This window comes from Hydrogenophaga sp. GW456-12-10-14-TSB4, from assembly GCF_059424305.1.
The window spans coordinates 1-25144 of sequence record NZ_JBWKZH010000043.1 but is presented as its reverse complement, the minus strand read 5'-3'; the positions used below and the strand labels follow the sequence as shown (position 1 = coordinate 25144).

The window sequence follows — 25144 nt, the reverse complement described above, 5'->3', positions numbered from 1 at the left end:
CTTTTTGTGGAAGAAACCACAAGCATAGGGAGCTGACTTCAAAACGGCCATTTGATTGGCCGCATTCCATCAATAGAAATTAACTATTTAAAATCGGGAGGCCATGCAAAAGAAAGGGCCGCGGCAGGTTCTGCGGCGGCCCGGGTCGGCGTTCAGGCGCGCAAGGCGCCGTCGCTCAGTGGCGGAAGTGGCGCACGCCCGAATACACCATCACCACGCCGCGCTCGTCTGCGGCGTCGATCACTTCCTGATCGCGCATGGAGCCACCCGGCTGGATCACGCAGCTCGCGCCGGCGTCCACCACCACGTCCAGGCCGTCGCGGAACGGGAAGAAGGCATCGCTCGCCACCGCCGTGCCCTGCAGCGACAGCTTGGCGTGGCCGGCCTTGATGCTGGCGATGCGCGCCGAGTCCAGGCGGCTCATCTGGCCCGCCCCCACGCCCATGGTCATGCCGTCCTTGCAGAACACGATGGCGTTGGACTTCACGAACTTCGCCACATTCCAGGCGAACAGCAGGTCTTCGAGCTGCTGCTCGGTCGGCTGCAGCTTGGTGACGACCTTGAGGTCGCTGCGCTGCAGCACGTGGTTGTCGGCGCTCTGGATCAGCAGGCCCGAGCCCACGCGCTTGACGTCGCTGAGGTTCAGGCCCTTGTCCCACGCGGTCGGGCCGCCCGGGGGCAGCGCGATCTCGAGCACGCGCACATTGGCCTTGGCCTTGAACACCTCCAGCGCCTCGGGCGTGTAGCCGGGTGCCATCAGCACCTCGACGAACTGTTTGCTGATCGCCTGCGCGCCCGCGCCGTCGAGCACGCGGTTGAGGGCGATGATGCCGCCGAAGGCGCTGGTGGGGTCGGTCTGGAAGGCCTTGCTGTAGGCCTCCAGCGCGTCCTTGCCCACGGCCACGCCGCAGGGGTTGGCGTGCTTCACGATCACGCAGGCCGGCGCGTCGAAGCTCTTGACGCATTCCCAGGCCGCGTCGGCATCGGCGATGTTGTTGTAGCTCAGCTCCTTGCCCTGCAGTTGCTTGGCCGTGACCAGCGAGCCCGGCGCGGGGTGCAGGTCGCGGTAGAAGGCGGCGCTCTGGTGCGGGTTCTCGCCGTAGCGCAGGTCCTGCAGCTTGACGAAGCGGCCGTTGCTCTGCGCCGGGTACTCGCTGCGCTTGGGCACGGCGGCGCCGGCCTCGAACTCGATGGACGAGAGGTAGTCGCTGATGGCGGCGTCGTAGTTGCTGATGCGGTTGAACGCGGCCACCGACAGCGCGAAGCGCGTCTTGTCGCTGAGCTTGCCGCCGGCCTTGAGTTCGTCGATCACGGCCGGGTACTGGGCCGCGTCGGTCAGCACCGCCACGTCCTTCCAGTTCTTCGCGGCGCTGCGCACCATGGCCGGGCCACCGATGTCGATGTTCTCGATCGCGTCTTCCAGCGTGCAGCCGGCCTTGGCCACGGTGGCCTCGAAGGGATAGAGGTTGACGATCAGCAGGTCGATGGTGTCGATGCCGTGCGCCTTGAGCGCGGCCATGTGCTCGGGCAGGTCGCGGCGCGCCAGCAGGCCGCCGTGCACCTTGGGGTGCAGCGTCTTCACGCGGCCGTCGAGCATCTCGGGGAAGCCCGTCACCTCGGCTACCTCGGTCACCGGCAGGCCCTTGTCGGCCAGCAGCTTGGCGGTGCCGCCGGTGGAGATCAGGGCCACGCCGAGGCCGTGCAGGGCCTGGGCGAGTTCGACGATGCCGGTCTTGTCGGAGACGGAGATGAGTGCGCGCATGGAGGAAAGGGCTTGGGAGGTTGGGAAATCGGTCGGGCTCAGTCGATGAGCTTGTGCTCAAGGAGCTTCTTGCGCAGCGTGTTGCGGTTCAGCCCCAGCCATTGCGCAGCGCGCGACTGGTTGTTCTGTGCCTGCTCCATCACCACTTCGAGCAAGGGCTTCTCGACCGCCTTGACCAGCATGTCGTGCAGGTTGGCGGGATCGGTGCCGTCGAGGTCGCGGAAGAAGTCTTCCATGCTGGCACGCACACAGTCGTGCAAATTGTTCTGTTTCATGCGGCCAGTTTCCAGTCGTCGCTCGGGGTTGTTGTTGTTGCTGTGCCGGACCACTCGTCCAGGCTCTCGCTCACGCAGCGCAGTTGCGCCTCCACCGTGGTGACGGCGTTGACGCGCGAACGGAACAGGGCGGCCGCGCCCGGGGGCAGCGGCAGCGATTGTGCATACCACCCCAGGTGCTTGCGCGCGCTGCGCACCCCGGTGTCTTCGCCGTACAGGTCGTAGTGGTCGTGCAGGTGATCGAGCAGCCAGACCCGCACGTCGGCCAGGTCGGGCGGCGGCAGGTGTTCGCCGGTGGCGAGGAAGTGGGCGATCTCGCGGAAGATCCAGGGCCGGCCCTGGGCGGCGCGGCCGACCATGATGGCGTCGGCCCCGGTGCGGCGCAGCACCTCGCGCGCCTGCTCGGGGCTGTCGATGTCGCCGTTGGCCACCACCGGGATGCGCACGCGGCTCTTGATGTGGGCGACGGTGTCGTGCTCGGCCTGGCCCTTGTAGCCCTGCTCGCGGGTGCGGCCGTGCACGGTGAGCATCTGCACACCGGCGGCCTCGGCCGCGAGCGCGAGCGTGGGGGCGTTGCGCACGCTGGCGCACCAGCCGGTGCGCATCTTGAGCGTGACGGGCACACCGTGCGGCTCGCAGGCGGCCACCACGGCCTGCACGATCTCGATGGCCAGCGCCTCGTCCTGCATCAGCGCCGAACCGGCCCACTTGTTGCAGACCTTCTTGGCCGGGCAGCCCATGTTGATGTCGATGATCTGCGCGCCGCGGTCGATGTTGTAGCGCGCGGCGTCGGCCATCATCTGCGCGTCGGTGCCGGCGATCTGCACCGAGATCGGCGCGGCCTCGCCTTCGTGGTTGGCGCGGCGCGAGGTCTTGAGGCTGTCCTGCAGATCGGGGCGCGAGGTCACCATCTCGCTCACCGCATAGCCCGCGCCCAGGCGCTTGCACAGCTTGCGGAATGGCCGGTCCGTCACCCCCGCCATGGGCGCGACGAACAGGGCATTGGGCAGGGTGAAAGCCCCGAGTTGCATGGCGGTGGGAGAATCGGTGTCGAGCGGTGGATCTGCCGCGATCCCCGCTGGCGCGGGGGGCGAAGGAAGGCGATTGTATCTGCCTGTTTTTTCAGCAGGCGATATATCGCCCCTCTTTTTTCGCCCGCCATCCGACTTCCCGATCGCCGGTCTTCCCCTCCCCCCAAAACACCGCCCATGCCCGACTGGATCACCTACCTGATGGAACTGCTGGCCTTGCCCGAATTCGGCCTGAGCACGGTGCTGGTGGTGTCCTTCATTTCGGCCACCCTGCTGCCCCTGGGATCGGAGCCCGCGGTGTTCGGCCTCATCAAGCTCAACCCGCATCTCTTCTGGCCCGCCATCCTGGTGGCCACCGCCGGCAACACCGCCGGCGGTGCCGTGAGCTGGCTCATGGGCCTGGGCACGCACAAGGTGGTGGACCGCGCGCGCGGCAACCACGTCGATCTGCGCGCGCTGCGATGGCTGGAGCGCTTCGGCCCCAAGGCCTGCCTGATGTCCTGGCTGCCGGTGGTGGGCGATCCGCTGTGCGCCGTGGCCGGCTGGCTGAAATTCCCCTTCTGGCCCTGCCTGGCCTACATGGCCATCGGCAAATTCGCCCGCTACCTCACCATGACAGCCGCGCTGTTGTGGTTCTTCCCAGGAACCCTGCACCCATGACCCTCGCCCGCAACGGCCTGCCCCGCGCCCTCTGGGCCCTGATGGTCGGCAACTTCGTGATCGGCACCGGCGTGATGGTCGTGCCCGGCACGCTCAACGACATCAGCCAGTCCCTGGGCGTGTCGATCCCGCAGGCCGGTCAGCTCATCACCGCGGCGGCCATCCTGATGGGGCTGGGCGCGCCGCTGTTCGCCAGCCTGGTCGCGGGCTGGGACCGGCGCCGCCTGCTCACGGTCTCGCTGATCTGGTATGGCGTGCTGCTGCTGGCCTGCGCGCTGGCACCCAACTACGCGGCCCTGCTGCCGCTGCGCGTGCTGGCCGTCATCGCGCCGGCCATCTTCACGCCGCAGGCGGCGGCCAGCGTGGGCCTGCTGGTCGGCCCGGCGATGCGTGGGCGCGCCATCACCTTCATCTTCCTGGGCTGGTCGCTGGCTTCGGTGCTGGGCATGCCGCTGTCGGCCTGGATCAGCGGCGAGCTCAACTGGCGCTGGGCCTTTGGCCTGGTGGCGCTGACCTCGTTCCTCAGCGGCGCCTGGGTGTGGCGCGAGATGCCCGACGGCATCAAGCCCGCCGCGCTCTCGCGCGAGGCCTGGGGCCGCACCCTGGGCTCGGGCCCGCTCATGACCGCCGTGGCCGTGACGCTGCTCTTCTCCTTCGGGCAGTTCACGCTGTTCTCCTACTTCGCGCCCTACTTCGCCCAGACCCTGGGCGCGGGTGGCGCGCTGCTCTCGCTGATGTTCCTGTGGTTCGGCGTTTTCGGCCTGGCCGGCAACGTCGCGGTCACGCGCTTCATCGACCGCCTCGGCGCACCCCGGGCGGTGCTCATCACGCTGGGGGCGATCGTGCTGAGCCTGCTGCTCTGGCCGCTGGGTCGCCACGGCGTCTGGGCCCAGGCCTTCGTGCTCATCCCCTGGGCGCTGGGCTGCTTCTCGTGCAACTCGGCGCAGCAGGCGCGGCTGGTTCAGATCTCGCCCGAACTGGCCCCGGCCACCGTGGCGCTCAACACCTCGGCCCTGTACGGCGGGCAGGCACTGGGGGCGGCATTGGGTGGCGTGATGATCTCGCAGGGCCGCATGCTCGACCTCCACCAGGTGGGCCTGGCCGTGATGCTGGTCGCGATGGCCGTGAGCGCGTGGGCCGCGCGGCTTCAGAAGCGCTCGTGCGCCGCCAGGTAACGCCACTGGCCTGAGGGCAGGCCGTCCAGCCCGATGCGGCCCAGGCGCTGGCGCCGCACCGACGCCAGGCGCAGGCCGGCGCGCTCGGCCAGGTGCGCCACCTGCCCCGGCAGCGTGCCCTTGATCGCCAGCCGCAGGCGCCGCTCGCTCTGCCAGCTCGCGCGCGCCGCGGGCACCGCCCAGCCGTCGAAGAACAGCGCCTTGCCCAGGGACTGCAGCACCGCCTCACGCCGCGCGTCGTCGTCGAGTTCGGGGTCGTCCTGCACCTCCACCAGCCACTCGTGCTCCAGCGGCGACGAGGTGTCGGTGATCTTGCGCGCCACGCCCGGGTTCTGCGTGAACACCATCAGGCCGCTGGAGAGGACCTCCAGTGGCGCCACCGGCAGCAGCCGATGGCCGTGCGCCTTGAGCGGGCGCATGCCCGAGCGGTCGCCCTGGAAGCGCGCACCGGGTGCGAGCCAGCGCGCGGCCAGCTCATCGGGCAGGGGCGATTCGTCGGGCAGGGCCTGGCCCGAGGGCTTGTGCCAGACCAGCGTGACCGGTACCAGCGGTTCCAGCCGCGCCTTGGGGTCCAGCACCACGGCCTGTTCGTCGCGCACACGCGCCATGGGCTCTTCCACCACGGCGCCGTCGACCCGCACCCAGCCGCCGGCGATGTAAATCTCGGCGTCGCGGCGCGAGCAAGGCAATTGGGTGGCCAGCCGTTTGGCCAGGCGCTGGGGTTCGGGTCGGGTCGGATCGCTCATGCCGCCGACTCTACGCCCTGGCTGGCCCATGCGGGCAGCACGCGCTTCGCGGTGTCGATGTTCAGCTCCAGGTGGGAGCGGCGCGGGGGGACGGCGTTTTGGGGTGGCATGGAAAGCGGTACTTTCGCGGTACGGGCTGCGTGGTCCATCGAGTGTTTCCCAATGAACGGTCGAGCGGCCCGAATGACCCTCGAGGGTCAGGGGCGCAAAGCCGGGCTTAACTGCTGAACAGGAAGTTCATCACGTCGCCGTCCTTGACGACGTAGTCCTTGCCTTCGGCGCGCATCTTGCCCGCGTCCTTGGCGCCCTGCTCGCCCTTGAAGGCGATGAAATCGTCAAAGCCGATCGTCTGGGCACGGATGTAGCCCTTCTCGAAATCGGTGTGAATCACGCCGGCAGCCTGCGGGCCGGTGTCGCCCACGTGGATGGTCCAGGCGCGCACCTCTTTCACACCGGCGGTGAAATAGGTCTGCAGGCCCAGCAGCTGGTAGGCCGCGCGGATCAGGCGGTTCAGGCCCGGCTCTTCCTGCCCGAGTTCCTTGAGGAATTCGAGCCGGTCGGCGTCGTCCATCTCGGAGAGTTCGGCCTCGATCTTGGCGCAGATGGCAACCACAGGCGCGTTCTGCTTCTGCGCGAATTCCTTGAGGCGGTCGAGCAGCGGGTTGTTCTCGAAGCCGTCTTCGGAGACGTTGGCCACGAACATCGCCGGCTTGGCGGTGATCAGGAAGAACTGCTTGAGCTGCGCCTGTTCTTCCTTGCTGAAGTCGATGGTGCGCACCGGCTGGGTGTCGTTGAGCGCGGCCTGGCATTTCTCCAGGATGGCGACCTGCTTGATCGACTCCTTGTCGCCCGAGCGCGCGGTCTTGTTCACGCGGTGCAGGGCCTTTTCCACCGCGGCGAGGTCGGCCAGGCAGAGCTCGGTCTGGATGACCTCGATGTCGGCGATCGGGTCGACCTTGTTGGCGACGTGGATCACGTTCGGGTCTTCGAAGCAGCGCACCACGTTGACGATGGCGTCGGTCTCGCGGATGTGCGCGAGGAACTTGTTGCCCAGGCCTTCGCCCGTGCTGGCACCGGCCACCAGGCCGGCGATGTCCACGAATTCCACGATGGCCGGCACGATGCGCTCGGGCTTGACGATCTCGGCCAGCTGCTGCAGCCGCGGATCAGGCACTTCCACCACGCCGGTGTTGGGCTCGATGGTGCAGAACGGGTAGTTCTCGGCCGCGATGCCGGCCTTGGTCAGCGCGTTGAAGAGGGTGGACTTGCCGACGTTGGGCAGGCCCACGATGCCGCATTGGAGGCTCATGGAAATTCCTTGTAAATCAACCCCTCTGCACCATCGAGCCCGCACACGGTGTGGTCGAAGTGCCCGAGATGCGCGGATCGCAGACGGCTGGCAACCGGTGAATCGGGATGGGAGGTGCCGCGATTCGGTGAGGACGCTGTCCTCGTTTTGCCAAGGGGGAACGGGTGCCGATTGTACTCAGCCGCCCGCGCGCCGGGCCTGCTCGCGGACCCACAGCGCAAAGGCCTCCACCGCGCGGGAGCCGGCGGTGGCGCGCGGACGGCACAGGTAGTAGCCCCGCCCGGTGCTGGCGCTGCCGGGCACGGGGGTCACCAGGCGGCCGGTGGCCAGCTCGGAATGCACCATGCAGCGCTGGACCACCGCCACGCCCATGCCGGCCCGGGCCGCTTCGATCAGGTTCATGACCAGGTCGAACCCCGTGCCGCGCCACTGCGCAGGCAGCTGGCCGCCCACGGACTGGGCCCAGGTGGCCCAGTTCTCGCGGTAGTTGCTGTGGTAGAGCAGCGGCAGGTTCAGCAGCGCGTCCACGCTGTCGACGCCCTGGGCCAGGGCGGGCGCACACACGGCCACGATCTCGCGGCCGATGAGGTACTGCGCCGCCACCTGCCGCGGCCAGGGTTTCCCGGCGCGCGCCTTGAGCGCCACCCACAGGTCCACGTCGTCGCGGGTGAAGCCCTCGTCGTGGTGGTACTGGCGGAATTCGATCTCGATCTCCGGGTGCCGCTGCCGGAAGTCTTCCAGGCGCGGCAGCAGCCAGAGGTTGCCCAGGCTGGGCACGACGGAGAGGCGCAGGCGCAGAGCCTCGGGCAGGACGCGGACGTGGCTGGCCGCCGCCTCCAGCGCGGCCACCGGCCCTTCGACCTGGCGGCGCAGCTCGGTGCCCGCCGGCGTGAGGCGCACCCCGTTGACGGCGCGGTCCAGCAGTTGAACGCCCAGGTGCGTTTCCAGGCGGGCGACCGCGCGGCTCACCGCCGCCTGCGTGACGCACAGATCATCGGCAGCGCGGTGGAAGTTGCCATGGCGGGCAACCCCCAGAAAGGCGTGCAGCTCCACCAGGGACGGGCTTCGGATGCGCATGCGAGCGATTACATCATGTCATCGCCACAGCCGAAAATGTCGTTTGCCCGGGGTCGCCGGATTTCCTACCCTTCGGCTCCCATCCCTGAGGAGGAGACCTCTCATGAAAATCCAGACCTTGTTGCGCACCGCGCTGACCGTGACCGCCGCCCTCGTCGTGGGAGGCGCCCAGGCCCAGAGCCCCTACCCCAACCGGCCGGTCAAGCTGATCGTGCCGTTCGCCCCCGGCGGCTCGACCGATCTGGCCGCGCGCCTGGTGGCCGAGTACGCGGGCCGCGAGCTGGGCCAGTCCATCGTGGTGGAAAACAAGGCCGGCGCCGGCGGCTCGACGGGCATGGAGTTCGTTGCCCGCGCGCCGGCCGACGGCTACACCCTGGGCATGGCCACCGTCAGCACGCACGGCAGCAACCCGGCGGTCTACGGCAGCAAGCTGCGCTACCACGCGGTGAAGGACTTCGCCCCGATCACCAACGTGGCGACCACGCCCAGCGTCTTTGCCGTCCATCCCGGCACACCGGCCAAGGACATGAAGGAGCTCATCGCCCTGGCCCAGGCCCACCCGGGCAAGTACAGCTTCGCCTCGCCGGGCATCGGCTCGCTGGGCCACGCCAACATCGAGCACTTCATGGCCTTGTCCAAGATGAACCTGCTGCACGTGCCGTACAAGGGCGCCGGGCAGGCCATGACCGATGCCATGGCAGGCCAGGTGACCGCGATCACCGACAACCTGCCCTCGGCCCTGCCGAACATCCAGTCCGGCAAGCTGCGGGCGCTGGCGGTGCTGAGCGAGAAGCGCTCGCCCTCGCTGCCGGATGTGCCCACCTACGGCGAACTCGGTTTCCCCCAGATGGGTGGCGGCGGCTGGTTCGGCGTTGTGGCACCGGCGGGCACACCACCCGAGGTGGTGGCCAGGCTCAACGCCGCCATCCACAAGGGCATGAAGCACCCCGAGTTCGTCCGGCAGATGGAAGCCTCGGGCTCCACGCTGATCCCCGGCACGCCCGAGGCGTTTGCCCAGCAGATCCAGCAGGCCATGGAACGCTATGAGCGCGTGGCCAAGATGGCCAAGATCTCGGTGGACTGACGCATGCCGATCGACGCGCCAACGTTCACGCTGCACCGTCCCGCCGCCACGCCCGTGCCCCTGGTGTGCGATTCGCCGCACAGCGGCACCGACTACCCGGCGGACTACGACCACGCCGTGCCCCGGGCGCTGCTGCGGCGCGGCGAGGACACGCATGTGGACGCGCTGTGGGCGGCGGTGCCCTCGGTCGGCGGCAGCCTGCTGGCCGCCCACTTTCCCCGCACCTACATCGACTGCAACCGCGCCGAGGACGACCTCGACCCGGACCTGCTCGACGGCGCCTGGCCCGCTCCCCTGAACCCCGGCGAGAAGACCCGCCTGGGGTTCGGGCTGGTGTGGCGCAACATCGACGCCGCCACCCCGATCTACCGCCGCCGGCTCACCGTGGCGGAGGTGCGGGCGCGCATCGAACGCTGCTACCGCCCGTACCACGCGGCCCTGTCGCAATGCATCGAAGAGACCCTGCAGCGGTTTGGTGCGCTCTGGCACCTGAACCTGCACTCCATGCCCGACAACGCGTACGAGCGGCTGCAGATCCGCAGCACGCGGCCACTGGCCGACTTCGTGCTGGGCGACCGCGACGGCACCACCTGCGACCCGGCGTTCGTCGATCTGGTGGAGCGCGAGCTGCGCTCGCGCGGCTACTCGGTGGCCCGCAACGACCCGTACAAGGGCGTGCAGCTGATCGCCCGCATCGGCCAGCCCGCGCTGCGGCGCCACAGCCTGCAGATCGAGATCCGCCGCCCGGTGTACATGGACGAAGCCACGCGGGAGCGCAACGGCAGCTTCAGCGCCGTGCAGCGCGACCTGGGCGAGCTGGCGGCCACGCTGGCGCGCTACGCGAGCGAGGCATCAGCCCGGGGCTGAGTTCAGTCGAACTTCCAGTCGGCGCCCACGGGCTGGCCGACGCGCAGCACCTGCCCGTCGCCTTCGAGCACGATGGCGTTCATGCCGAAGGTGATGGCGCCGTCCAGGCGCGGGTCCTGCCGGTAGACCTGCAGGGTGTCGTTCACCTCCGGGCTGGCCTTGGCGGTGGCCGGGTCGATGTTGGGAATCGGACAACGGCCGCAGGGCTTGACCGGCTCGATCAGCGCGGACGCGCCGTCTCCGGTGCCGATGCGCATCGCGCCCACGCGGTCCTCGTCGTGGGCTTCCACACCGGCCAGCACGATGTTGGGCCGAAAGCGCAGCATCTCCACCGGCGCGTGGCCGGCCGCACCCAGGCGGGTATTGAGCTCGTCCAGCGAGGCGGTGCTGGTCACCAGCAGGCTGAAGCCGTCGGCGAACTGCGTGACGGCTTCACGGCCGCCGGTCCACTTCAGGCTGCTCACGCGCCGCACCTCGGGGTCGAAGCGCGCCAGGCGCAGGGGCCGCCCGAGGAAGTCGCTGAACCATTGCGCGGCCAGATCGCCCATGTCGTAGGCGGGCACCTCGTCGTCCCACACGCGCACCTTGAGCGGGCCCTCGGCCGCGTCCAGCGCCAGGTGCAGCGCCAGCATGCCGGGCGCACGCAGCACCAGCTGGCCCATCTTGAAGGCGGTCTGGATCAGGGCCATGCGGGGCAGCTCGCGCTGCGTCACGAACTCGCCGTCGGCGTCCACCACCATCCAGGCGCGGTCGTAGAGCAGGCCGGTGTCGGTCAGCTCGGCTTCGGTCAGCGAAATGCCGGCGCAGGACTTGACCGGGTAGACCCAGAGCTGGGCGATGGTGGCTTGCACGTCGGCGGCGGTTTGGTCTGCACTCATGGGAATGGTCAGGAGGGGGGTACCGGGTATCGCCCGGGGAAGGCCCGGATTGTGCCCTGCTCCTAGAATCCCCCTCATGAACTCCCCAGCCCCCCGCACCGGTTCCACCCGGCGCTTCGACGTTGCCATCCGAGGGGCCGGCGTGGTGGGCCAGACCCTGGCCCTGCTGCTGGCCCGCGACCGCCTGCGCGTGGCCCTGGTCGGCGCGCCACGCGGCCCGCAAGACGCGCCGGACGTGCGCGCCTACGCGATCAACGCCGCCTCGCGCGACCTGCTGCGCTCGGTGCGCGCCTGGCCCGAAGCCGATCCGCAGGACGCCCGCGTGCCCCCCATCACGCCGGTGAGCGCCATGCAGGTCTGGGGCGACGACGGCGGCCAGCTGGAGTTTTCCGCCGACGACCAGGGCGCCGACGCGCTGACCTGGATCGTGGACGTGCCCGCGCTGGAGCAGCGCCTGTCCGACGCCATCGGCTTCCAGGGCGGCATCGAGCGCGTGAGCGAAGCGCCCAACGCCGCCCTCACGGTGGTGTGCGAGGGCAAGCGCAGCCAGACGCGCGCGGAACTCGGCCTGGAATTCGATGTGTGGCCCTACCCCCACAAGGCGGTGGCCGCGCGGCTGCACTGCGACCAGCCGCACGGCGGCATCGCCCGGCAGTGGTTTTCCAACGGCGAGGTGATGGCCTTGCTGCCCTTGGGCGGCGCCTTCGGGAACTCCGTGGCGCTGGTGTGGTCTGTCCCTGCACAGCAGGCCGACACCTGGCTGCAAGCCGACCCGACCACCTTCACCCAGGCCGTGCAGGCGCGCTGCGCCCAGGCCCTGGGCCACATGCACATGGAAAGCCCCGCCCAGGCCTGGCCTCTCGAACTCTCCCGCGCCCAACGCTGGATCGCCCGCACCGCCCAGGGCGGCGTGGCGCTGGCCGGCGACGCGGCGCACGCCATGCACCCGCTGGCGGGCCAGGGCCTGAACGTGGGCCTGGCCGATGCCGCCGAACTGGCGCGCGTGCTGCAGCAGCGCGAGTACTGGCGCGAGCTGGGCGACCTCAAGCTGCTGCGCCGCTACGAGCGAGCGCGCGCCGCCGAGGTGGGCGCCATGGGCTGGGTCACCGACGGTCTGTTCGGCCTGTTCGCCAACGGCGACTCGCGCGTGCAGGCGCTGCGCAACTGGGGCCTCACCGGCTTCGACCGCAGCGGCCCGCTCAAGCGCTGGATCGCCCGCCAGGCCATGGGCCAGCCCAGCCTTTGACATCTCCTTTTCCAAGACCTCTCACGATGAACATCCTCAAATCCCTCCTGGTCGCGGCGCTCGCGGCCCTGTCCCTCGCCGCCACCGCCCAGGAAGCCGCCATCCGCAAGAACCTCGCCGAGCGCCTGCCCAACCTGCCCACCATCGACGAGGTCAGCAAGACGCCCATGCCCGGCATCTACGAGGTGCGCGTCAACCAGAGCGAGCTGTTCTACACCGATGCCGAAGGCAACTACCTGATCCAGGGCTCGATGATCGACACCAAGGCCCGCGTGGACCTGACCGAGCAGCGCCTGGACAAGCTCACCGCCATCGCCTTCAAGGACCTGCCGCTGAAAGACGCCTTCACCATCGTGCGCGGCAACGGCAAGCGCAAGATGGCGGTGTTCGAGGACCCCAACTGCGGCTACTGCAAGCGCTTCGAGCGCGACCTGATGAAGATCGACAACGTCACGGTGCACGTGTTCCTGTACCCCATCCTCAGCGCCGATTCGGGCGAGAAGTCGCGCAACATCTGGTGCGCCAAGGACAAGGGCAAGACCTTTGTCGACTGGATGGTGCGCGACGTGGCCCCGCCCTCGGCCACCTGCGACGCGTCCGCCGTGGCACGCAACTTCGAGTACGGCAAGAAGGCTCGCATCACCGGCACGCCGACCATCATCTTCGCCAACGGCACGCGCGTGCCGGGCGCCATCGGTGCCGAGCAGATCGAGAAACAGCTCGCGGAAGCCAAGCCTTGAGCACCCGGGCGAAGGCGGCCAGGGCCGCGCGCACCGCCGCCGCCGTGCGCTGCACCGTCTCGGTGCTCAGCGCGCACGCCCACCTGTTCGCCGTCACGCTGCGCATCGAACAACCCGCGAAGAACCAGCGCGTGGCCCTGCCGGTGTGGATACCGGGCAGCTACCTGGTGCGCGAGTTCTCGCAGAACCTGCAGCAGTTGCGCGCCTGGCAGAACGGCCAGCCGATCGCCCTCAAACAGCTCGACAAGCATCGCTGGCAGGCCCAGGCCGCGGCCGGCGAACCGCTGGAGCTGCGCTACGAGGTCTACGCCTTCGACGCCTCGGTGCGCACCGCCTTCCTCGACGCCTCGCGCGGTTTCTTCAACGCCACCAGCCTGTGCCTGCGCGTGCTCGGCCAGGAGGATCTGCCGCACGCGCTGGAGCTCGTGTCCGGTAAGGCCACCGCCGGCTGGCAGGTCGCCACCGGTCTCACCCCCCAGGCCGTAGACGACCAGGGCTTCGGCCACTACCTTGCCGAAGGCTACGACGAACTGGCCGACTGCCCGGTCGAGATGGGCCGCTTCTGGAGCGCCAGCTTCACGGCCGGCGGGGTGGAACACCGCTTCGTGGTGGCCGGCGCGGGCGAGTGGATGGACGGCGAGCGCCTGATCGAAGACACCCGCAAGATCTGCGAGACGCAGATCGCTTTCTGGCACGGCCAGCAGCCCCCGCCTTTCTCGCGCTACGTGTTCATGCTGTACGCCAGCGCCGACGGCTACGGCGGCCTGGAACACCGCAACTCCACCGCGCTGATCTGCCAGCGCGCCGACCTGCCGCGCGCACCCGCGCCGGGCGACAAGCCTGCCGCCCTCAAGGCCACCGACGGCTACACCACGCTGCTGGGCCTGATCAGCCACGAGTACTTCCACACCTGGAACGTCAAGCGCCTGCGCCCGGCCGAGTTCGCGCGCTACGACTACGACACCGAGAACCACACCGAGCTGCTCTGGTTCTTCGAGGGCTTCACCAGCTACTACGACGATCTGATGCTGCGCCGCGCCGGCCTGATCGACGAGGCGACCTACCTGCAGCTGGTGGCCAAGACCCTCAACCAGGTGCAGCAGACGCCGGGCCGCCTGGTGCAGACCGTCGCCGAAGCCAGCTTCGACGCCTGGGTGAAGTACTACCGCATGAACGAGAACACGCCCAACGCGACGGTGAGCTACTACACCAAGGGCTCGCTGGTGGCGATGTGCCTGGACCTCACGCTGCGCGCCGAAGGCCACAGCTCGCTCGATGCGGTGATGCGCGAACTCTGGCAACGCTGCGAAGGCGGCCCGATGCGCGAGGCCGACGTGCTGCGCGCGCTCAAGCGCCTGGGCCGGCGCAGCTACGAAGGTGAAATCGCCGCCTGGGTGCACAGCACCGACGAGCTGCCCCTGCCCTCGCTGCTGCAGAACCACGGGGTGAAGGTGGCGCACGACAAGGCGCCGCTGGCACAGCAGCTTGGCCTGCGCGTGAGCGAGGCTGGCGGCGGCGTGGTGCTCAAGACCGTGCTGCGCGGCGGTGCGGCCGAGGCCGCCGGCATGGCCGCGAACGACGAATGGCTGGGCGTGGAGTTCGCGCCCGCGCAGCGCGGCGGCGAGGCCGAGGCCTGGCGCATCCACAAGCTCGACGAACTGCCGCCCCTGCGCGCGCGGCGCGCCAAGTTGACGGCGCTGGTCTCGCGCGACAAGCGCCTGCTGCGCCTGCCGCTGGACTGGCCGACCGAGTCCTTCACCGTGCGGCTGACAGTGGACGACGCGCCCAAGCTCGCCAGCTGGTTGAACTAGCGCCCTCGCTGATCCAGAACGCGCTTGGCCTTGCCCTGGCTGCGCTCCACGCCGCCTTCGGGTTTGAGCTGCACCATCACGCTGCTGCCCACGAACACCTTGATGTCGTGCTGCAGCAGGCGCGCCGCCCCCTGCGCCTCCTCGCTCTCGGGTGACAGGCCCGAGCGCGTTTCCACCACCACCGTGAGGTCGTCCATCGGCCCCTGGCGCGTGAGCACGCACTGGTAGTGCGCGCTGAGTTCCGCGCGCTTGAGGATGAGCTCTTCGATCTGCGTGGGGAACACATTGACGCCGCGCACGATCATCATGTCGTCGCTGCGGCCGGTGATCTTCTCCATGCGGCGCATGGGGCGCGCCGTGCCGGGCAGCAGGCGCGTGAGGTCGCGCGTGCGGTAGCGGATGATGGGCAACGCCTCCTTGGTCAGGCTGGTGAACACCAGCTCGCCCATCTCGCCGTCGGGCACCGGCTCGCCGGTGTCGGGGTCGATGATCTCGGGGTAGAAATGGTCTTCCCAGATCGTCGGGCCGTCCTTGGTCTCCACGCACTCGTTGGCCACGCCCGGCCCCATCACCTCGGACAGGCCATAGATGTCCACCGCGTCGATGCCCATGCGCTGCTCGATCGCCAGCCGCATGTCGTTGGTCCAGGGCTCGGCGCCGAAGATGCCCAGGCGCAGGCTGCTCTCGCGCGGGTCCACCCCCTGGCGCTCGAACTCGTCGGCGATCGCGAGCATGTAGCTTGGCGTGACCATGATGATGTCGGGCCGGAAGTCCTGGATCAGCTGCACCTGCCGCTCTGTCTGGCCGCCGCCGAAGGGCACCACCGTGAGGCCCAGCTTCTCGGCGCCGTAATGCGCCCCCAGGCCGCCGGTGAACAGGCCATAGCCGTAGCTCACGTGCACCAGATCGCCAGGGCGCGCACCGCTGGCGCGGATGCTGCGCGCCATCACCGTGGCCCAGGTGTCGATGTCTTTCAGCGTGTAGCCCACCACGGTCGGCTTGCCGGTGGTGCCGCTGCTGGCGTGGATGCGCGCGCATTGTTCGCGCGGCACCGCGAACATGCCAAAGGGGTAGCTGTCGCGCAGGTCCTTCTTGGTGGTGAACGGGAACTTCGCCAGGTCGGCCAGGCTGCGGCAATCGTCCGGGTGCACCCCGGCCGCATCGAACTTCGCGCGGTACACCGGCGAGTTCTGGTAGGCGTGGCGCAGCGTGGCCTGCAGGCGCTTGAGCTGCAGCGCGCGCAGCTCGTCGATGCCGGCTTTTTCGATGGGTTCGAGGGGAAAGGTCTTCATGTTTGCTCGTCCTCGGGAAACACGGTGCCGGCGATCACGGCGCTCTTGCCGCGGAACAGGGCCACCACCTCGCCGCGCTGGTTGCTCACCCGCATGTCGTAGATGCCGTGGCGGCCCGACAGGGTCTGCTCCACACCTTCGCAGGTGAGCACGTCGCCCGCGTGCGCGGGCCGCAGGAACTCGATGCCGCAGCCGGCGGCCACCGCATTCTTGTTGTGGCTGTTGCAGGCAAAGGCGAAGGTGGAGTCGGCCAGCGTGAAGATGAAGCCGCCGTGGCAGATCTGGTGGCCGTTGAGGTGCAGCGGGCGCACGGCCATGCGCATGACCGCGCGGCCGGGTTCGCAGGCCAGCAGCTCCATGCCCATGGTGTCCTTGCTCGCGGTGTCCACCGCGAACATGGTTTCGCCCACCTTGCGGGCCTTGTCGTGCGGGCTCATCCTCACTCGCCCTTGAACTGGGCCGGGCGCTTCTCGCGAAACGCCATCACGCCTTCGATGTAGTCGTGCGTGCGGCCCAGGGCCGACTGGGTGTCGCGCTCCACGTCGAGCTGCTGGTCGAGCGTGCGCGTGCCGGCGTCGCGCAGCAGACCGCGCGTGGCCACCAGCGCCTTGGTGGGCATGACGGCCAGGCGCGCGGCCAGGGCCAGGGCCGCACCCACGCAGTCGTCGGACACGTCCCAGACCAGGCCCCATTCCTTGGCCTGCGCGGCCGGCAGCTTGTCGCCCGTCATGGCCAGGGCCATGGCGCGCGCCAGGCCCAGGCGCTCGACCAGGAACCAGCTGCCGCCGGCATCGGGCACCAGGCCGATCTTGCTGAAGGCCTGGATGAAGCTCGCTCCCGTGGCGGCGATCGCGATGTCGCAGGTCATGGCCAGCGAGGCGCCTGCGCCCGCGGCCACGCCATTGACGGCCGCGATGGTGGGCATGCGCAGCCCCTGCAGGCGGCGCGCGGTGGGGTTGAAGGCCTGCTCAATCACCGGACCGGGGTCGGCCCGCTTGATGAGATCGGGGCCGGGTTCAAAATCGAATTCGGCCAGGTCGGCCCCGGCACAGAAACCGCGCCCGGCGCCGGTGAGCACCAGCGCGCGCACCGCCGGGTTGGCCTCGGCCCGGTCCAGCGCCGCCCACAGCTCGCGGTGCATCTGGCGGGTGAAGCTGTTCAGGGCCTCGGGGCGGTTGAGCGTGACCAGGGCCACGGCCCCGCGCTCTTCGTACACAACGGTGGCGTTGCTCATGGTCGGCTTGTCTCCTGGTGGATCGTTGGGCGATGGACCGCAATTTACCATTAGCCAACCAATCGGTCGGCTAATGTTTTCCCGGGGGTTGGGGCCCGATATAGTGGTGGGCTTTCAACCCGACGCCATTGCTTCAGGAGACACCATGACCGCCGCCACCCCACCCGAATGCATCACCGTGCGCACCGAAGGCCGCGTGGGCATCGTCACACTCAACCGGCCCAAGCAGCTCAATGCGCTCAACAACCAGCTCATGGACGAGCTGGGCGCGGCGCTCAAGGCCTTCGACGCGGACGAGGGCATCGGCTGCATGATCGTCACCGGCAGCGAAAAGGCCTTCGCGGCCGGCGCCGACATCGGCGCCATGGCCACCTACACCTTCGCCGACGTCTACAACGGCGACTACATCACCCGCAACTGGGAAACCATCCGCACCATCCGCAAGCCGGTGATCGCGGCCGTGAGCGGCTTTGCCCTGGGCGGCGGCTGCGAGCTGGCCATGATGTGCGACTTCATCATCGCGGCCGACAACGCCAAGTTCGGCCAGCCCGAGATCAAGCTGGGCATCATCCCCGGCGCCGGCGGCACGCAGCGCCTGCCGCGCGCGGTGGGCAAGGCCAAGACCATGGACATGGTGCTCACCAGCCGCATGATGGACGCCGCCGAAGCCGAGCGCGCCGGGCTGGTCAGCCGCGTGGTGCCGCTGGACAAGCTGATGGACGAAGCCCTGGGCGCCGCCCTGGTGATCTGCGGTCTTTCGCTGCCCAGCGTGATGGCGGCCAAGGAGGCGGTGAACCGTTCCTTCGAAGGCACGCTGTCGGACGGCGTGATGTTCGAGCGCCGCCTGTTCCACGCGATGTTCGCCACCGAGGATCAGAAGGAAGGCATGGACGCCTTCGTGAACAAGCGCAAGCCGGCGTTCCAGCACCGCTGAAACGGCCCAAAAATCGGGCTATAATGCGCGCTTCGCTGGCGATATAGCTCAGTTGGTTAGAGCGCAGCATTCATAATGCTGATGTCGGTGGTTCAAGTCCACCTATCGCCACCAGCATCTCAAAAAGCGGGCTCCGGCAACGGAGCCCGCTTTTTTCATTCCCGATCCGTTCCGCCATGGCCATCAAGTCCACCATCTTCAAGGCGCACCTGCAGATCGCCGACATCGACCACGGCTACTACGCCGACCACGCGCTCACCCTGGCCCGCCACCCCAGCGAGACCGACGAGCGCATGATGGTCCGGCTGGTGGCGATGGCCCTGCTCGCCCACGAACTGCAGGACACCTGCCGGGGCGACGGCACGCTGGCCTTCGGCGCGGGCCTGTCCGACCCGGACGACCCGGACGTCTCGCTGACCGACTTCACCGGCCGCAAGCGCCTGTGGATCGAAGTCGGCCAGCCGGAAGACAAGCCGCTGGCCAAGGCCTGCAGCAAGGCCGACGCGGTGATGGTCTATGCCTTCAGCAGCGCGGCCGATGTGTGGTGGCGCGGCATCGAAACCAAGCTCACGCGCCTGGACCGCCTGCAGGTCTGGCGGCTGCCGACCGAGGTCGCGCCCGCGCTGGCCGAACTCGCCGAGCGCAGCATGCAGCTGCAGGCCACGGTGCAGGAAGGCGCGCTCACGCTCTCCAGCGAGCGCGGCAGCGTGCTGATCGAACCGATTCGCTGGAAGTAAGCCCCGGCCTCGCGCCATGCGCTGCCCTGTCTGCGAAGGCCTTGAGGGCCGGGCGTTCCAGGTCGTCGGCGAGCGCGCCTATGGCCGCTGCGGCCGCTGTGAGGCCACCTTTCTCTTCCCCGAGCAACGGCCTTCGCGCGAGGCCGAGCGCGCCGAGTACGCGCTGCACCAGAACACCGGGGACAACGCGGGCTACCGCGCCTTCCTGTCCCGCATGGCCACGCCGCTGCTGCAACGCCTGGCGCCCGGATGCAGCGGCCTGGATTTCGGCTGCGGCCCCGGCCCGGTGCTGGCCGACATGCTGCGTGAGGCCGGCCACACAGTGGCCTTGTACGACCCGTTCTTCCACCCCGACACGGGTCCCCTGGCCACCACCCACGACTTCATCACCTGCACCGAAGTGGCCGAGCACTTCCACGACCCCGCCGCCGAGTTCCGCCGCCTGGACACGCTGCTGCGCCCGGGCGGCTGGCTCGCGCTGATGACCGGCTTCCAGACCGACGACACGCGCTTTGCCCAGTGGCACTACCGCCGCGACCCGACGCATGTGGTGTTCTACCGCGAGACCACGCTGCGCTGGCTGGCCCGGCACCACGGCTGGCACTGCGAAGTGCCTTGCGCCAACGTCGCGCTGATGCAGAAAATCTGAGCCTGAAATCTCCTGTACACCGTACAACGATTCCGGTACAGTGAACAGCTCCACGCCCTGCCGGAGCCGTTTCCATGACCTCAGCCACCCTGTCCCGCGACGAGGCGATCACCGCCGCCGTCGAACAAGCCAGTGCCGACTACGCCCGGCGCAACCCGGCCAGCCAGGCCCAGCACGAACGGGCCCTGGAGGTGATGCCGGGCGGCAACACGCGCAGCGTGCTGTTCTACGCCCCCTTCCCGCTGGCCATGCGCCGGGGCGAGGACTGCAGGCTGTGGGACGCCGACGGCCACGAGTACACCGACTTCCTGGCCGAGTTCACGGCCGGCCTGTACGGCCACTCGCACCCGGTCATCCGGGCGGCGGTGCAGGCGGCGCTGGAGAACGGCATCAACCTGACTGGCCACAACCTGCTGGAGAGCCAGCTCGCGCGGCTGGTCTGCGACCGTTTCCCCTCGATCGCGCAACTGCGCTTCACCAACTCGGGCACCGAGGCCAACCTGATGGCGATCGCGGTGGCCAAGGCCTTCACGCAGCGCGGCAAGGTGCTGGTGTTCAAGGGCGCGTACCACGGCGGCGTGCTGACGTTCGCGGGCGGCCCCTCGCCGGTGAACGTGCCGCACGACTTCCTGATCGGCCGCTACAACGACACGGCCGATGCGCTGGCGCTGATCCGGCGGCACGCGGGCGACCTCGCCGCGGTGCTGGTCGAGCCCATGCAGGGCGCGGGCGGCTGCATTCCCGCCACGCCGGCCTTTCTGCAGACGCTCCGCCAGGCCAGCACCGAGGCCGGCGCGCTGCTGATCTTCGACGAGGTGATGACCTCGCGCCTCGGCCCCAACGGGCGCCAGGGCCAGCTCGGCCTCACGCCCGACCTCACCACCCTGGGCAAGTACATCGGCGGCGGCATGTCCTTCGGTGCCTTCGGCGGCCGGGTCGACGTGATGGCGCTGTTCGACCCGCGCCGCGCCGGCGCGCTGGCGCACGCCGGCACCTTCAACAACAACGTGCTCACCATGTCGGCCGGCATCGCCGGTCTGCGCGACCTCTACACACCCGAGGCCGCGCTCGCGCTCAACGCGATGGGCGACGCGATGCGCGAGCGCCTGAACGCGGTCTGCCGCGCCCAGGGCGTGGACCTGCAGTTCACCGGCCTGGGCTCGCTCATGAACCTGCAGGCCACGGCCCGGCCGATCGGGCACATCGGCGACACGGACGGCGGCGACCCACGCCTCAAGGACCTGTTCTTCTTCCACATGCTGGAGGCCGGCCTCTACGTCGCGCGGCGCGGCTTCACCGTGCTCTCGCTGCCGATCCGCGCCCCGCACATCGACCGGTACGTGCAGGCATTCGAGACCTTCGTGCAGCGCCACCGCCCTCTGCTCGGCAGCGCGTGAGCACCGAAAAAACCCCGCGCCGCCGCCGCGCCGAACCGGCGCCCGACGGCCTCACCCACGAGAAGATCGCGGCGGTGGCGCTCGCGCTGATCGCCGAAAAAGGCCTGGACGGTTTCAGCCTGCGCGACGTGGCGCGCTCGCTCGGCGTCTACCCGACCGCGCTGTACTGGTACTTCCCGAACAAGAACGCGCTGCTGGGCGAGGTCTGCACCGTGACCATGGCGCAGGCGATCCCGCCGCGCGGCCGGCTGGGCTGGCAGGACTGGCTGCGCGCCCTGTTCCGGCAGTACCGCAAGACCATGCGGCGGCACCCGCACATGGCGCAGCTGGTGGGTGCGCGCCTGCTGTCCAACTCGGAGCAGCGCAACACCGACCTGATCGAGCGCATCCTGCAGGCGCTGGAGGATGCGGGCTGCCCCGACGCGCACATCGTGCCGGCCTACAACGCCATCGTGGCCGCGATGTGCGGCTTTCCCACCATGGAGCTGGCGCCGGTGCCCACCGAAGACACCGAGGCCTGGCAGACCGCCATGCAGGCGCGCGCGCACGAGATTTCCGCGCTGCGCCACCCCACGGTGGCGCGCCACCTGCCCGCGCTGGTCAACCGCGCCTTCATCCTGCGCTGGCAGAGCGGTCATGCCCAGCCGCTGGACAGCGGCTTCGAGACCTACCTGGCGGTGTTCATCGGCGGGCTGGAACGGCAGATCGACGCCTGGCGCGCCGCCGCCGGCTGACGGCCCACAGGGGCCGCCGCGGCCCCGCGTGAGACAATCGCTCCTCGCGCGCGGGAGCGCCGCGCCCCTTCCCCACAGCCTCTGGACACATACCATGAACCGCTGCCGCTTGGCCCTCGTGGCCGCCCTCCTCTTCTCCGCCGCCGCCGCCCACGCGCAGGCGGTCCAACGCGAATTCCCGGCCAAGGCGCTGCGCGGCACCATGGTGGTGGTGCAGCCGCCCCTGGTGGCCATGGACGACCGCGCCACGCGCTTCGCACCGGGCGCCCGCATCCTGGATGCCTCCAACAAGCTGGTCATGTCCTCCACCCTGGTCAACCAGGAGCGGGTGGTGAACTACACGCTCGACCAGCGCGGGCAGATCCACCAGGTGTGGCTGCTGACAGAGGCCGAGGCGAAGGAAAAGCGCGCGGGTTTCGGCACGCAGCGCAACTACGTGTTCGAGTCGCAGCAGAGCTCGACCACGCGCACCACCAACTGAGTCCCCCGGCGCCCGCTGCGGCCCCCACGGCCGCGGCCGCGCCCATGGCGTGCGCCCGCTGCGCGACGCCCTTTCCCGAACGGAATTCCCCATGAGCAAAAAAGTCTTCATCAAAACCTTCGGCTGCCAGATGAACGAGTACGACTCGGACAAGATGGCCGACGTGCTGGGCGCCGCGCAAGGCTACGAGCCCACACAGGACGTGGAAGAAGCCGACCTCATCCTCTTCAACACCTGCTCGGTGCGCGAGAAAGCGCAGGAGAAGGTGTTCAGCGACCTGGGCCGCGTGCGGCACCTCAAGGAAAAGGGCGTGCTGATCGGCGTGGGCGGCTGCGTGGCCAGCCAGGAAGGCGCCGAGATCATCAAGCGCGCGCCCTACGTGGACGTGGTGTTCGGCCCGCAGACCCTGCACCGCCTGCCCGAGCTGCTGAACCAGCGCGCGCGCCAGGCCCTGCCGCAGGTGGACATCAGCTTCCCCGAAATCGAGAAGTTCGACCACCTGCCGCCGGCCAAGGTGGAGGGCGCGTCGGCCTTCGTGTCCATCATGGAAGGCTGCTCCAAGTACTGCAGCTACTGCGTCGTGCCCTACACGCGCGGCGAAGAGGTGAGCCGCCCGTTCGACGACGTGCTGGTGGAAGTCGCCGGCCTGGCCGACCAGGGCGTGAAAGAAGTGACGCTGCTGGGCCAGAACGTGAACGCCTACCGGGGCGCGATGGGCGAGACCAGCGAGATTGCCGACTTCGCCCTGCTGCTGGAGTACGTGGCCGAGATCCCGGGCATCGAGCGCATCCGCTACACCACCAGCCACCCCAACGAATTCACCCAGCGCCTGATCGAGGCCTACGGCAAGATCCCGCAACTGGTGAACCACCTGCACCTGCCGGTGCAACACGGCAGCGACCGCATCCTGATGGCGATGAAGCGCGGCTACACCGCCATGGAATACAAAAGCACCGTGCGCAAGCTGCGCGCGATCCGGCCCGAGCTGTCCATGAGCAGCGACTTCATCGTCGGCTTCCCCGGCGAGACCGAAGACGACTTCCAGAAGACGATGAAGCTCATCACCGACGTGGGCTTCGACGCCAGCTTCAGCTTCATCTTCAGCCCACGCCCCGGCACGCCGGCGGCCAACCTGCCCGACGACACGCCGCACGAGGTCAAGCTGCAGCGGCTGCAGCACCTGCAGGCCGTCGTCGAGGAGAACGTGCGGCGCATCAGCGCCAGCCGCGAGGGCACGGTGCAGCGCATCCTGGTGGAAGGCCGCTCGCGCCGCCCGGGCAAGAACGGCGAGATCGAGCTGATGGGCCGCACCGAGTGCAACCGCATCGTCAACTTCGACGGCGGCCCGCAGGCCGAGCGCCTGATCGGCCAGATGCTCGACGTGCGCATCACCGAGGCGCGCCCGCATTCCCTGCGCGCCGAGGTGCTGGTGCGCCAGGAAGCGTAAAGCCGCGTGAAACCGCTGCGCTTCTCCTTCCAGCAACTGCTGCTGGTTGCCTTCCTGCTGATCGGGGCGCTGCTGGGCGTGGCGGCGGTGCGCGCGCTGTTCTCGCTCGAAACCCTGATGGCGCAGAGCCGCGAGAGCGCGGCGCAGGCCATCGCGCTGTCGACCGCTGCGCAGTCGCTGTCCGAGCGCAGCCTGACCATGGAGCGCGCGGCGCGCCAGTCGCTGGTGCTGCGCGACCGCCAGCTGCGCCAGCGCTTCGACGAAGCCGCCGGCAACGCGCGCGACATCCTGCGCCGGCTCGAAGACAACGAACTGCCGCCCGACTACGCCGCCAACTGGCGCGACCGGCTGGACGCCATCACCGTGCTGCTGGACGGCCCGCCCGAGACCGCCCTGGACCGCGAGCGCGAGGTGGCCCAGGTGTTCCGCGAGATCGACGGCCACAGCGCCTCGATCGCGCAGAAGGTGCAGTCCATCATCACGGGCCGCAACGAGGCCCTGCAGGCCCGCTTCGAGACCAGCCGGCAGGAACTCACGCAGCAGGTGGTGGGTTCGATCGGCATCGCGGCCATCCTGGCGCTGGGCTTCGGCATCTGGCTCGCGCGGCCATTCAAGCGGCTGGAGAAGGCCATCCAGGGTCTGGGCGAGAACCGGCTCGACGTGCCGATCGACATCCCCGGCCCGTCGGACGTGCGCCGCGTGAGCCAGCAGCTCGAATGGCTGCGGCTGCGGCTGACCGAACTCGATGCCGACAAGGCGCGCTTCCTGCGCCACATCTCGCACGAGCTCAAGACGCCGCTGGCCTCGCTGCACGAAGGCGTGGCGGTGCTGGGCGACGGTGTGGCCGGGGCGCTCAACCCCAGCCAGGCCGAAGTGGTGACCATCCTGCAGCACAACACACAACTGCTGCAGCATCAGATCGAGGCACTGCTGCGCTTCAACGCGGCGGCCTTCGAGGCGCGCCAGCTCCGGCGCGAGCGCACCGACCTGCTGGCGCTGCTCGAGGACCAGGTGGACACCCAGCGCCTGCAATGGCAGGCCCAGTCGCTCAAGGTGCGCGTCGAGGGCGTGCCGACGACCATGCCGCTGGACCGCGAGAAGATCGCCTCGGCGGTGGGCAACCTGCTGTCCAACGCGATCCGGTTCTCGCCGCAAGGCGGCCACATCCGCCTCGTGCTGCTGGACCTGCCGGGCCGCGCCTGCATCGACATCGTGGACCAGGGCCCGGGCGTGGCCGAGGCGGACCGAGACCGCATCTTCGAACCCTTCTACCGTGGCGAACGACAACCCACCGGCGCCGTGCGCGGCACCGGCATCGGCCTGTCCATCGTGCACGAGTACATTCTGGCCCACGGGGGCCGCATCACCCTGCTGCCCCAGCGCCAGGGTGCCCACTTCCGCATCGAACTGCCCCATGCTCACTAGCCCCTCCTCCCATCCACGCGCAGGGCGCCTGGCCGGCCTGATCGCCGCGCTGGCCCTGTCACAGGCCGCCTGCGGCACGGCGCCGGCGGCACCCGGGACCGTGGACAGCGGCACCACCGCCATCCCGATGGCCGCCCCTGCCCTCCCCCAGCC

Annotated in this window: 25 protein-coding genes and 1 tRNA gene; 16 read left to right on the top strand and 10 right to left on the bottom strand. The window is 69.3% G+C overall.

The window, feature by feature from the left end; translation table 11 throughout:
* Positions 1-175: 175 nt before the first annotated feature.
* Genes purH through dusB form a run of 3 tightly spaced genes read right to left on the bottom strand, consistent with a single transcriptional unit; the run spans position 176 to position 3068 of the window.
* Entirely contained in the window at positions 176-1762 is a 1587-nt protein-coding gene (purH, locus tag AC07ZS_RS19710) for a bifunctional phosphoribosylaminoimidazolecarboxamide formyltransferase/IMP cyclohydrolase (RefSeq protein WP_494800226.1), read from the bottom strand.
* A gap of 38 nt (positions 1763-1800) precedes the next feature.
* Positions 1801-2037, bottom strand: coding sequence for a helix-turn-helix domain-containing protein (locus AC07ZS_RS19705; RefSeq protein ID WP_494800225.1), 237 nt, complete (start codon positions 2035-2037; stop codon positions 1801-1803).
* Entirely contained in the window at positions 2034-3068 is a 1035-nt protein-coding gene (gene dusB / locus AC07ZS_RS19700) for a tRNA dihydrouridine synthase DusB (RefSeq protein ID WP_494800224.1), read from the bottom strand. The genes AC07ZS_RS19705 and dusB overlap by 4 nt, the downstream gene beginning before the upstream one ends.
* Positions 3069-3245: 177 nt before the next feature.
* On the opposite strand from dusB, the gene AC07ZS_RS19695 reads away from it, so the two are divergent.
* Positions 3246-3728: a YqaA family protein gene (locus tag AC07ZS_RS19695; protein WP_494800223.1), complete on the top strand. Its 483-nt coding sequence runs from the start codon at positions 3246-3248 to the stop codon at positions 3726-3728.
* Positions 3725-4903: an MFS transporter gene (locus tag AC07ZS_RS19690; protein ID WP_494800222.1), complete on the top strand. Its 1179-nt coding sequence runs from the start codon at positions 3725-3727 to the stop codon at positions 4901-4903. The genes AC07ZS_RS19695 and AC07ZS_RS19690 overlap by 4 nt, the downstream gene beginning before the upstream one ends.
* Here the strand turns inward: AC07ZS_RS19690 and AC07ZS_RS19685 are convergent.
* From AC07ZS_RS19685 to AC07ZS_RS19675, 3 genes are all read right to left on the bottom strand, one after another.
* Positions 4876-5649 (bottom strand): RNA pseudouridine synthase, encoded by a 774-nt coding sequence (locus tag AC07ZS_RS19685; RefSeq protein WP_494800221.1) that lies wholly within the window; start codon positions 5647-5649, stop codon positions 4876-4878. The two genes, AC07ZS_RS19690 and AC07ZS_RS19685, sit on opposite strands and share 28 nt — an antisense overlap.
* Before the next feature lie 217 nt (positions 5650-5866).
* The gene (gene ychF / locus AC07ZS_RS19680) at positions 5867-6958 is read right to left on the bottom strand and encodes a redox-regulated ATPase YchF (RefSeq protein ID WP_494800220.1); all 1092 of its coding nucleotides are present in this window, start codon (positions 6956-6958) and stop codon (positions 5867-5869) included.
* A gap of 177 nt (positions 6959-7135) precedes the next feature.
* On the bottom strand, positions 7136-8035 hold the full coding sequence (locus AC07ZS_RS19675) for a LysR substrate-binding domain-containing protein (RefSeq protein ID WP_494800219.1): 900 nt from the start codon (positions 8033-8035) through the stop codon (positions 7136-7138).
* Between the two features lie 103 nt (positions 8036-8138).
* On the opposite strand from AC07ZS_RS19675, the gene AC07ZS_RS19670 reads away from it, so the two are divergent.
* Both AC07ZS_RS19670 and AC07ZS_RS19665 read left to right on the top strand, forming a co-directional pair.
* Positions 8139-9119, top strand: coding sequence for a Bug family tripartite tricarboxylate transporter substrate binding protein (locus tag AC07ZS_RS19670; RefSeq protein WP_494800218.1), 981 nt, complete (start codon positions 8139-8141; stop codon positions 9117-9119).
* A gap of 3 nt (positions 9120-9122) precedes the next feature.
* Positions 9123-9986 carry an N-formylglutamate amidohydrolase gene (locus tag AC07ZS_RS19665; protein ID WP_494800217.1) on the top strand — a complete coding sequence of 288 codons (864 nt, stop codon included), beginning with the start codon at positions 9123-9125 and terminating at the stop codon, positions 9984-9986.
* Positions 9987-9988: 2 nt separating this feature from the next.
* Here the strand turns inward: AC07ZS_RS19665 and AC07ZS_RS19660 are convergent, their stop codons facing one another.
* Entirely contained in the window at positions 9989-10864 is an 876-nt protein-coding gene (locus AC07ZS_RS19660; RefSeq protein ID WP_494800216.1) for an MOSC domain-containing protein, read from the bottom strand.
* A 76-nt stretch (positions 10865-10940) separates the two neighbouring features.
* Here AC07ZS_RS19660 and AC07ZS_RS19655 point away from each other — a divergent pair, with 76 nt between their 5' ends.
* Genes AC07ZS_RS19655 through AC07ZS_RS19645 form a run of 3 tightly spaced genes read left to right on the top strand, consistent with a single transcriptional unit; the run spans position 10941 to position 14661 of the window.
* Positions 10941-12110, top strand: a complete 1170-nt coding sequence (locus tag AC07ZS_RS19655) for an FAD-dependent monooxygenase (RefSeq protein ID WP_494800215.1) — start codon at positions 10941-10943, stop codon at positions 12108-12110.
* 26 nt (positions 12111-12136) lie between these two features.
* Complete coding sequence (locus tag AC07ZS_RS19650; protein WP_494800214.1) at positions 12137-12850, top strand: DsbC family protein; 714 nt, start codon at positions 12137-12139, stop codon at positions 12848-12850.
* A complete protein-coding gene (locus tag AC07ZS_RS19645) occupies positions 12847-14661 on the top strand; it encodes a M61 family metallopeptidase (RefSeq protein WP_494800213.1) in 1815 nt (604 codons plus the stop codon). Before AC07ZS_RS19650 ends, AC07ZS_RS19645 begins: the two co-directional genes overlap by 4 nt.
* Here AC07ZS_RS19645 and paaK read toward each other — a convergent pair.
* The 3 genes from paaK to AC07ZS_RS19630 are packed head-to-tail and all read right to left on the bottom strand — an operon-like array spanning position 14658 to position 17187.
* Positions 14658-15953 carry a phenylacetate--CoA ligase PaaK gene (gene paaK / locus AC07ZS_RS19640; protein ID WP_494800212.1) on the bottom strand — a complete coding sequence of 432 codons (1296 nt, stop codon included), beginning with the start codon at positions 15951-15953 and terminating at the stop codon, positions 14658-14660. The genes AC07ZS_RS19645 and paaK overlap by 4 nt on opposite strands.
* On the bottom strand, positions 15950-16390 hold the full coding sequence (gene paaI, locus AC07ZS_RS19635) for a hydroxyphenylacetyl-CoA thioesterase PaaI (RefSeq protein ID WP_494800211.1): 441 nt from the start codon (positions 16388-16390) through the stop codon (positions 15950-15952). Before paaI ends, paaK begins: the two co-directional genes overlap by 4 nt.
* A 2-nt stretch (positions 16391-16392) precedes the next feature.
* Positions 16393-17187 carry an enoyl-CoA hydratase-related protein gene (locus tag AC07ZS_RS19630; protein WP_494800210.1) on the bottom strand — a complete coding sequence of 265 codons (795 nt, stop codon included), beginning with the start codon at positions 17185-17187 and terminating at the stop codon, positions 16393-16395.
* A 145-nt stretch (positions 17188-17332) separates the two neighbouring features.
* Between AC07ZS_RS19630 and AC07ZS_RS19625 the strand changes: the two genes are divergently transcribed.
* The 9 genes from AC07ZS_RS19625 to AC07ZS_RS19585 all read left to right on the top strand — a co-directional run bounded on the left by AC07ZS_RS19625 (position 17333) and on the right by AC07ZS_RS19585 (position 24991).
* Positions 17333-18121, top strand: coding sequence for an enoyl-CoA hydratase (locus tag AC07ZS_RS19625; protein ID WP_494800209.1), 789 nt, complete (start codon positions 17333-17335; stop codon positions 18119-18121).
* A 37-nt stretch (positions 18122-18158) separates the two neighbouring features.
* Positions 18159-18235: transfer RNA gene (locus tag AC07ZS_RS19620), tRNA-Met, on the top strand.
* A gap of 62 nt (positions 18236-18297) precedes the next feature.
* Positions 18298-18858: a YaeQ family protein gene (locus AC07ZS_RS19615; RefSeq protein ID WP_494800208.1), complete on the top strand. Its 561-nt coding sequence runs from the start codon at positions 18298-18300 to the stop codon at positions 18856-18858.
* A 16-nt stretch (positions 18859-18874) separates the two neighbouring features.
* Positions 18875-19507 (top strand): class I SAM-dependent methyltransferase, encoded by a 633-nt coding sequence (locus AC07ZS_RS19610; protein WP_494800207.1) that lies wholly within the window; start codon positions 18875-18877, stop codon positions 19505-19507.
* 74 nt (positions 19508-19581) lie between these two features.
* The gene (locus tag AC07ZS_RS19605) at positions 19582-20904 is read left to right on the top strand and encodes an aspartate aminotransferase family protein (RefSeq protein ID WP_494800206.1); all 1323 of its coding nucleotides are present in this window, start codon (positions 19582-19584) and stop codon (positions 20902-20904) included.
* Positions 20901-21638: a TetR/AcrR family transcriptional regulator gene (locus AC07ZS_RS19600; RefSeq protein WP_494800205.1), complete on the top strand. Its 738-nt coding sequence runs from the start codon at positions 20901-20903 to the stop codon at positions 21636-21638. Before AC07ZS_RS19605 ends, AC07ZS_RS19600 begins: the two co-directional genes overlap by 4 nt.
* Positions 21639-21732: 94 nt before the next feature.
* Positions 21733-22119 carry a hypothetical protein gene (locus tag AC07ZS_RS19595; RefSeq protein ID WP_494800204.1) on the top strand — a complete coding sequence of 129 codons (387 nt, stop codon included), beginning with the start codon at positions 21733-21735 and terminating at the stop codon, positions 22117-22119.
* Positions 22120-22210: 91 nt separating this feature from the next.
* A complete protein-coding gene (gene miaB, locus AC07ZS_RS19590; RefSeq protein ID WP_494800203.1) occupies positions 22211-23566 on the top strand; it encodes a tRNA (N6-isopentenyl adenosine(37)-C2)-methylthiotransferase MiaB in 1356 nt (451 codons plus the stop codon).
* Between the two features lie 6 nt (positions 23567-23572).
* Entirely contained in the window at positions 23573-24991 is a 1419-nt protein-coding gene (locus AC07ZS_RS19585) for a sensor histidine kinase (RefSeq protein WP_494800202.1), read from the top strand.
* Positions 24992-25144: the final 153 nt, after the last annotated feature.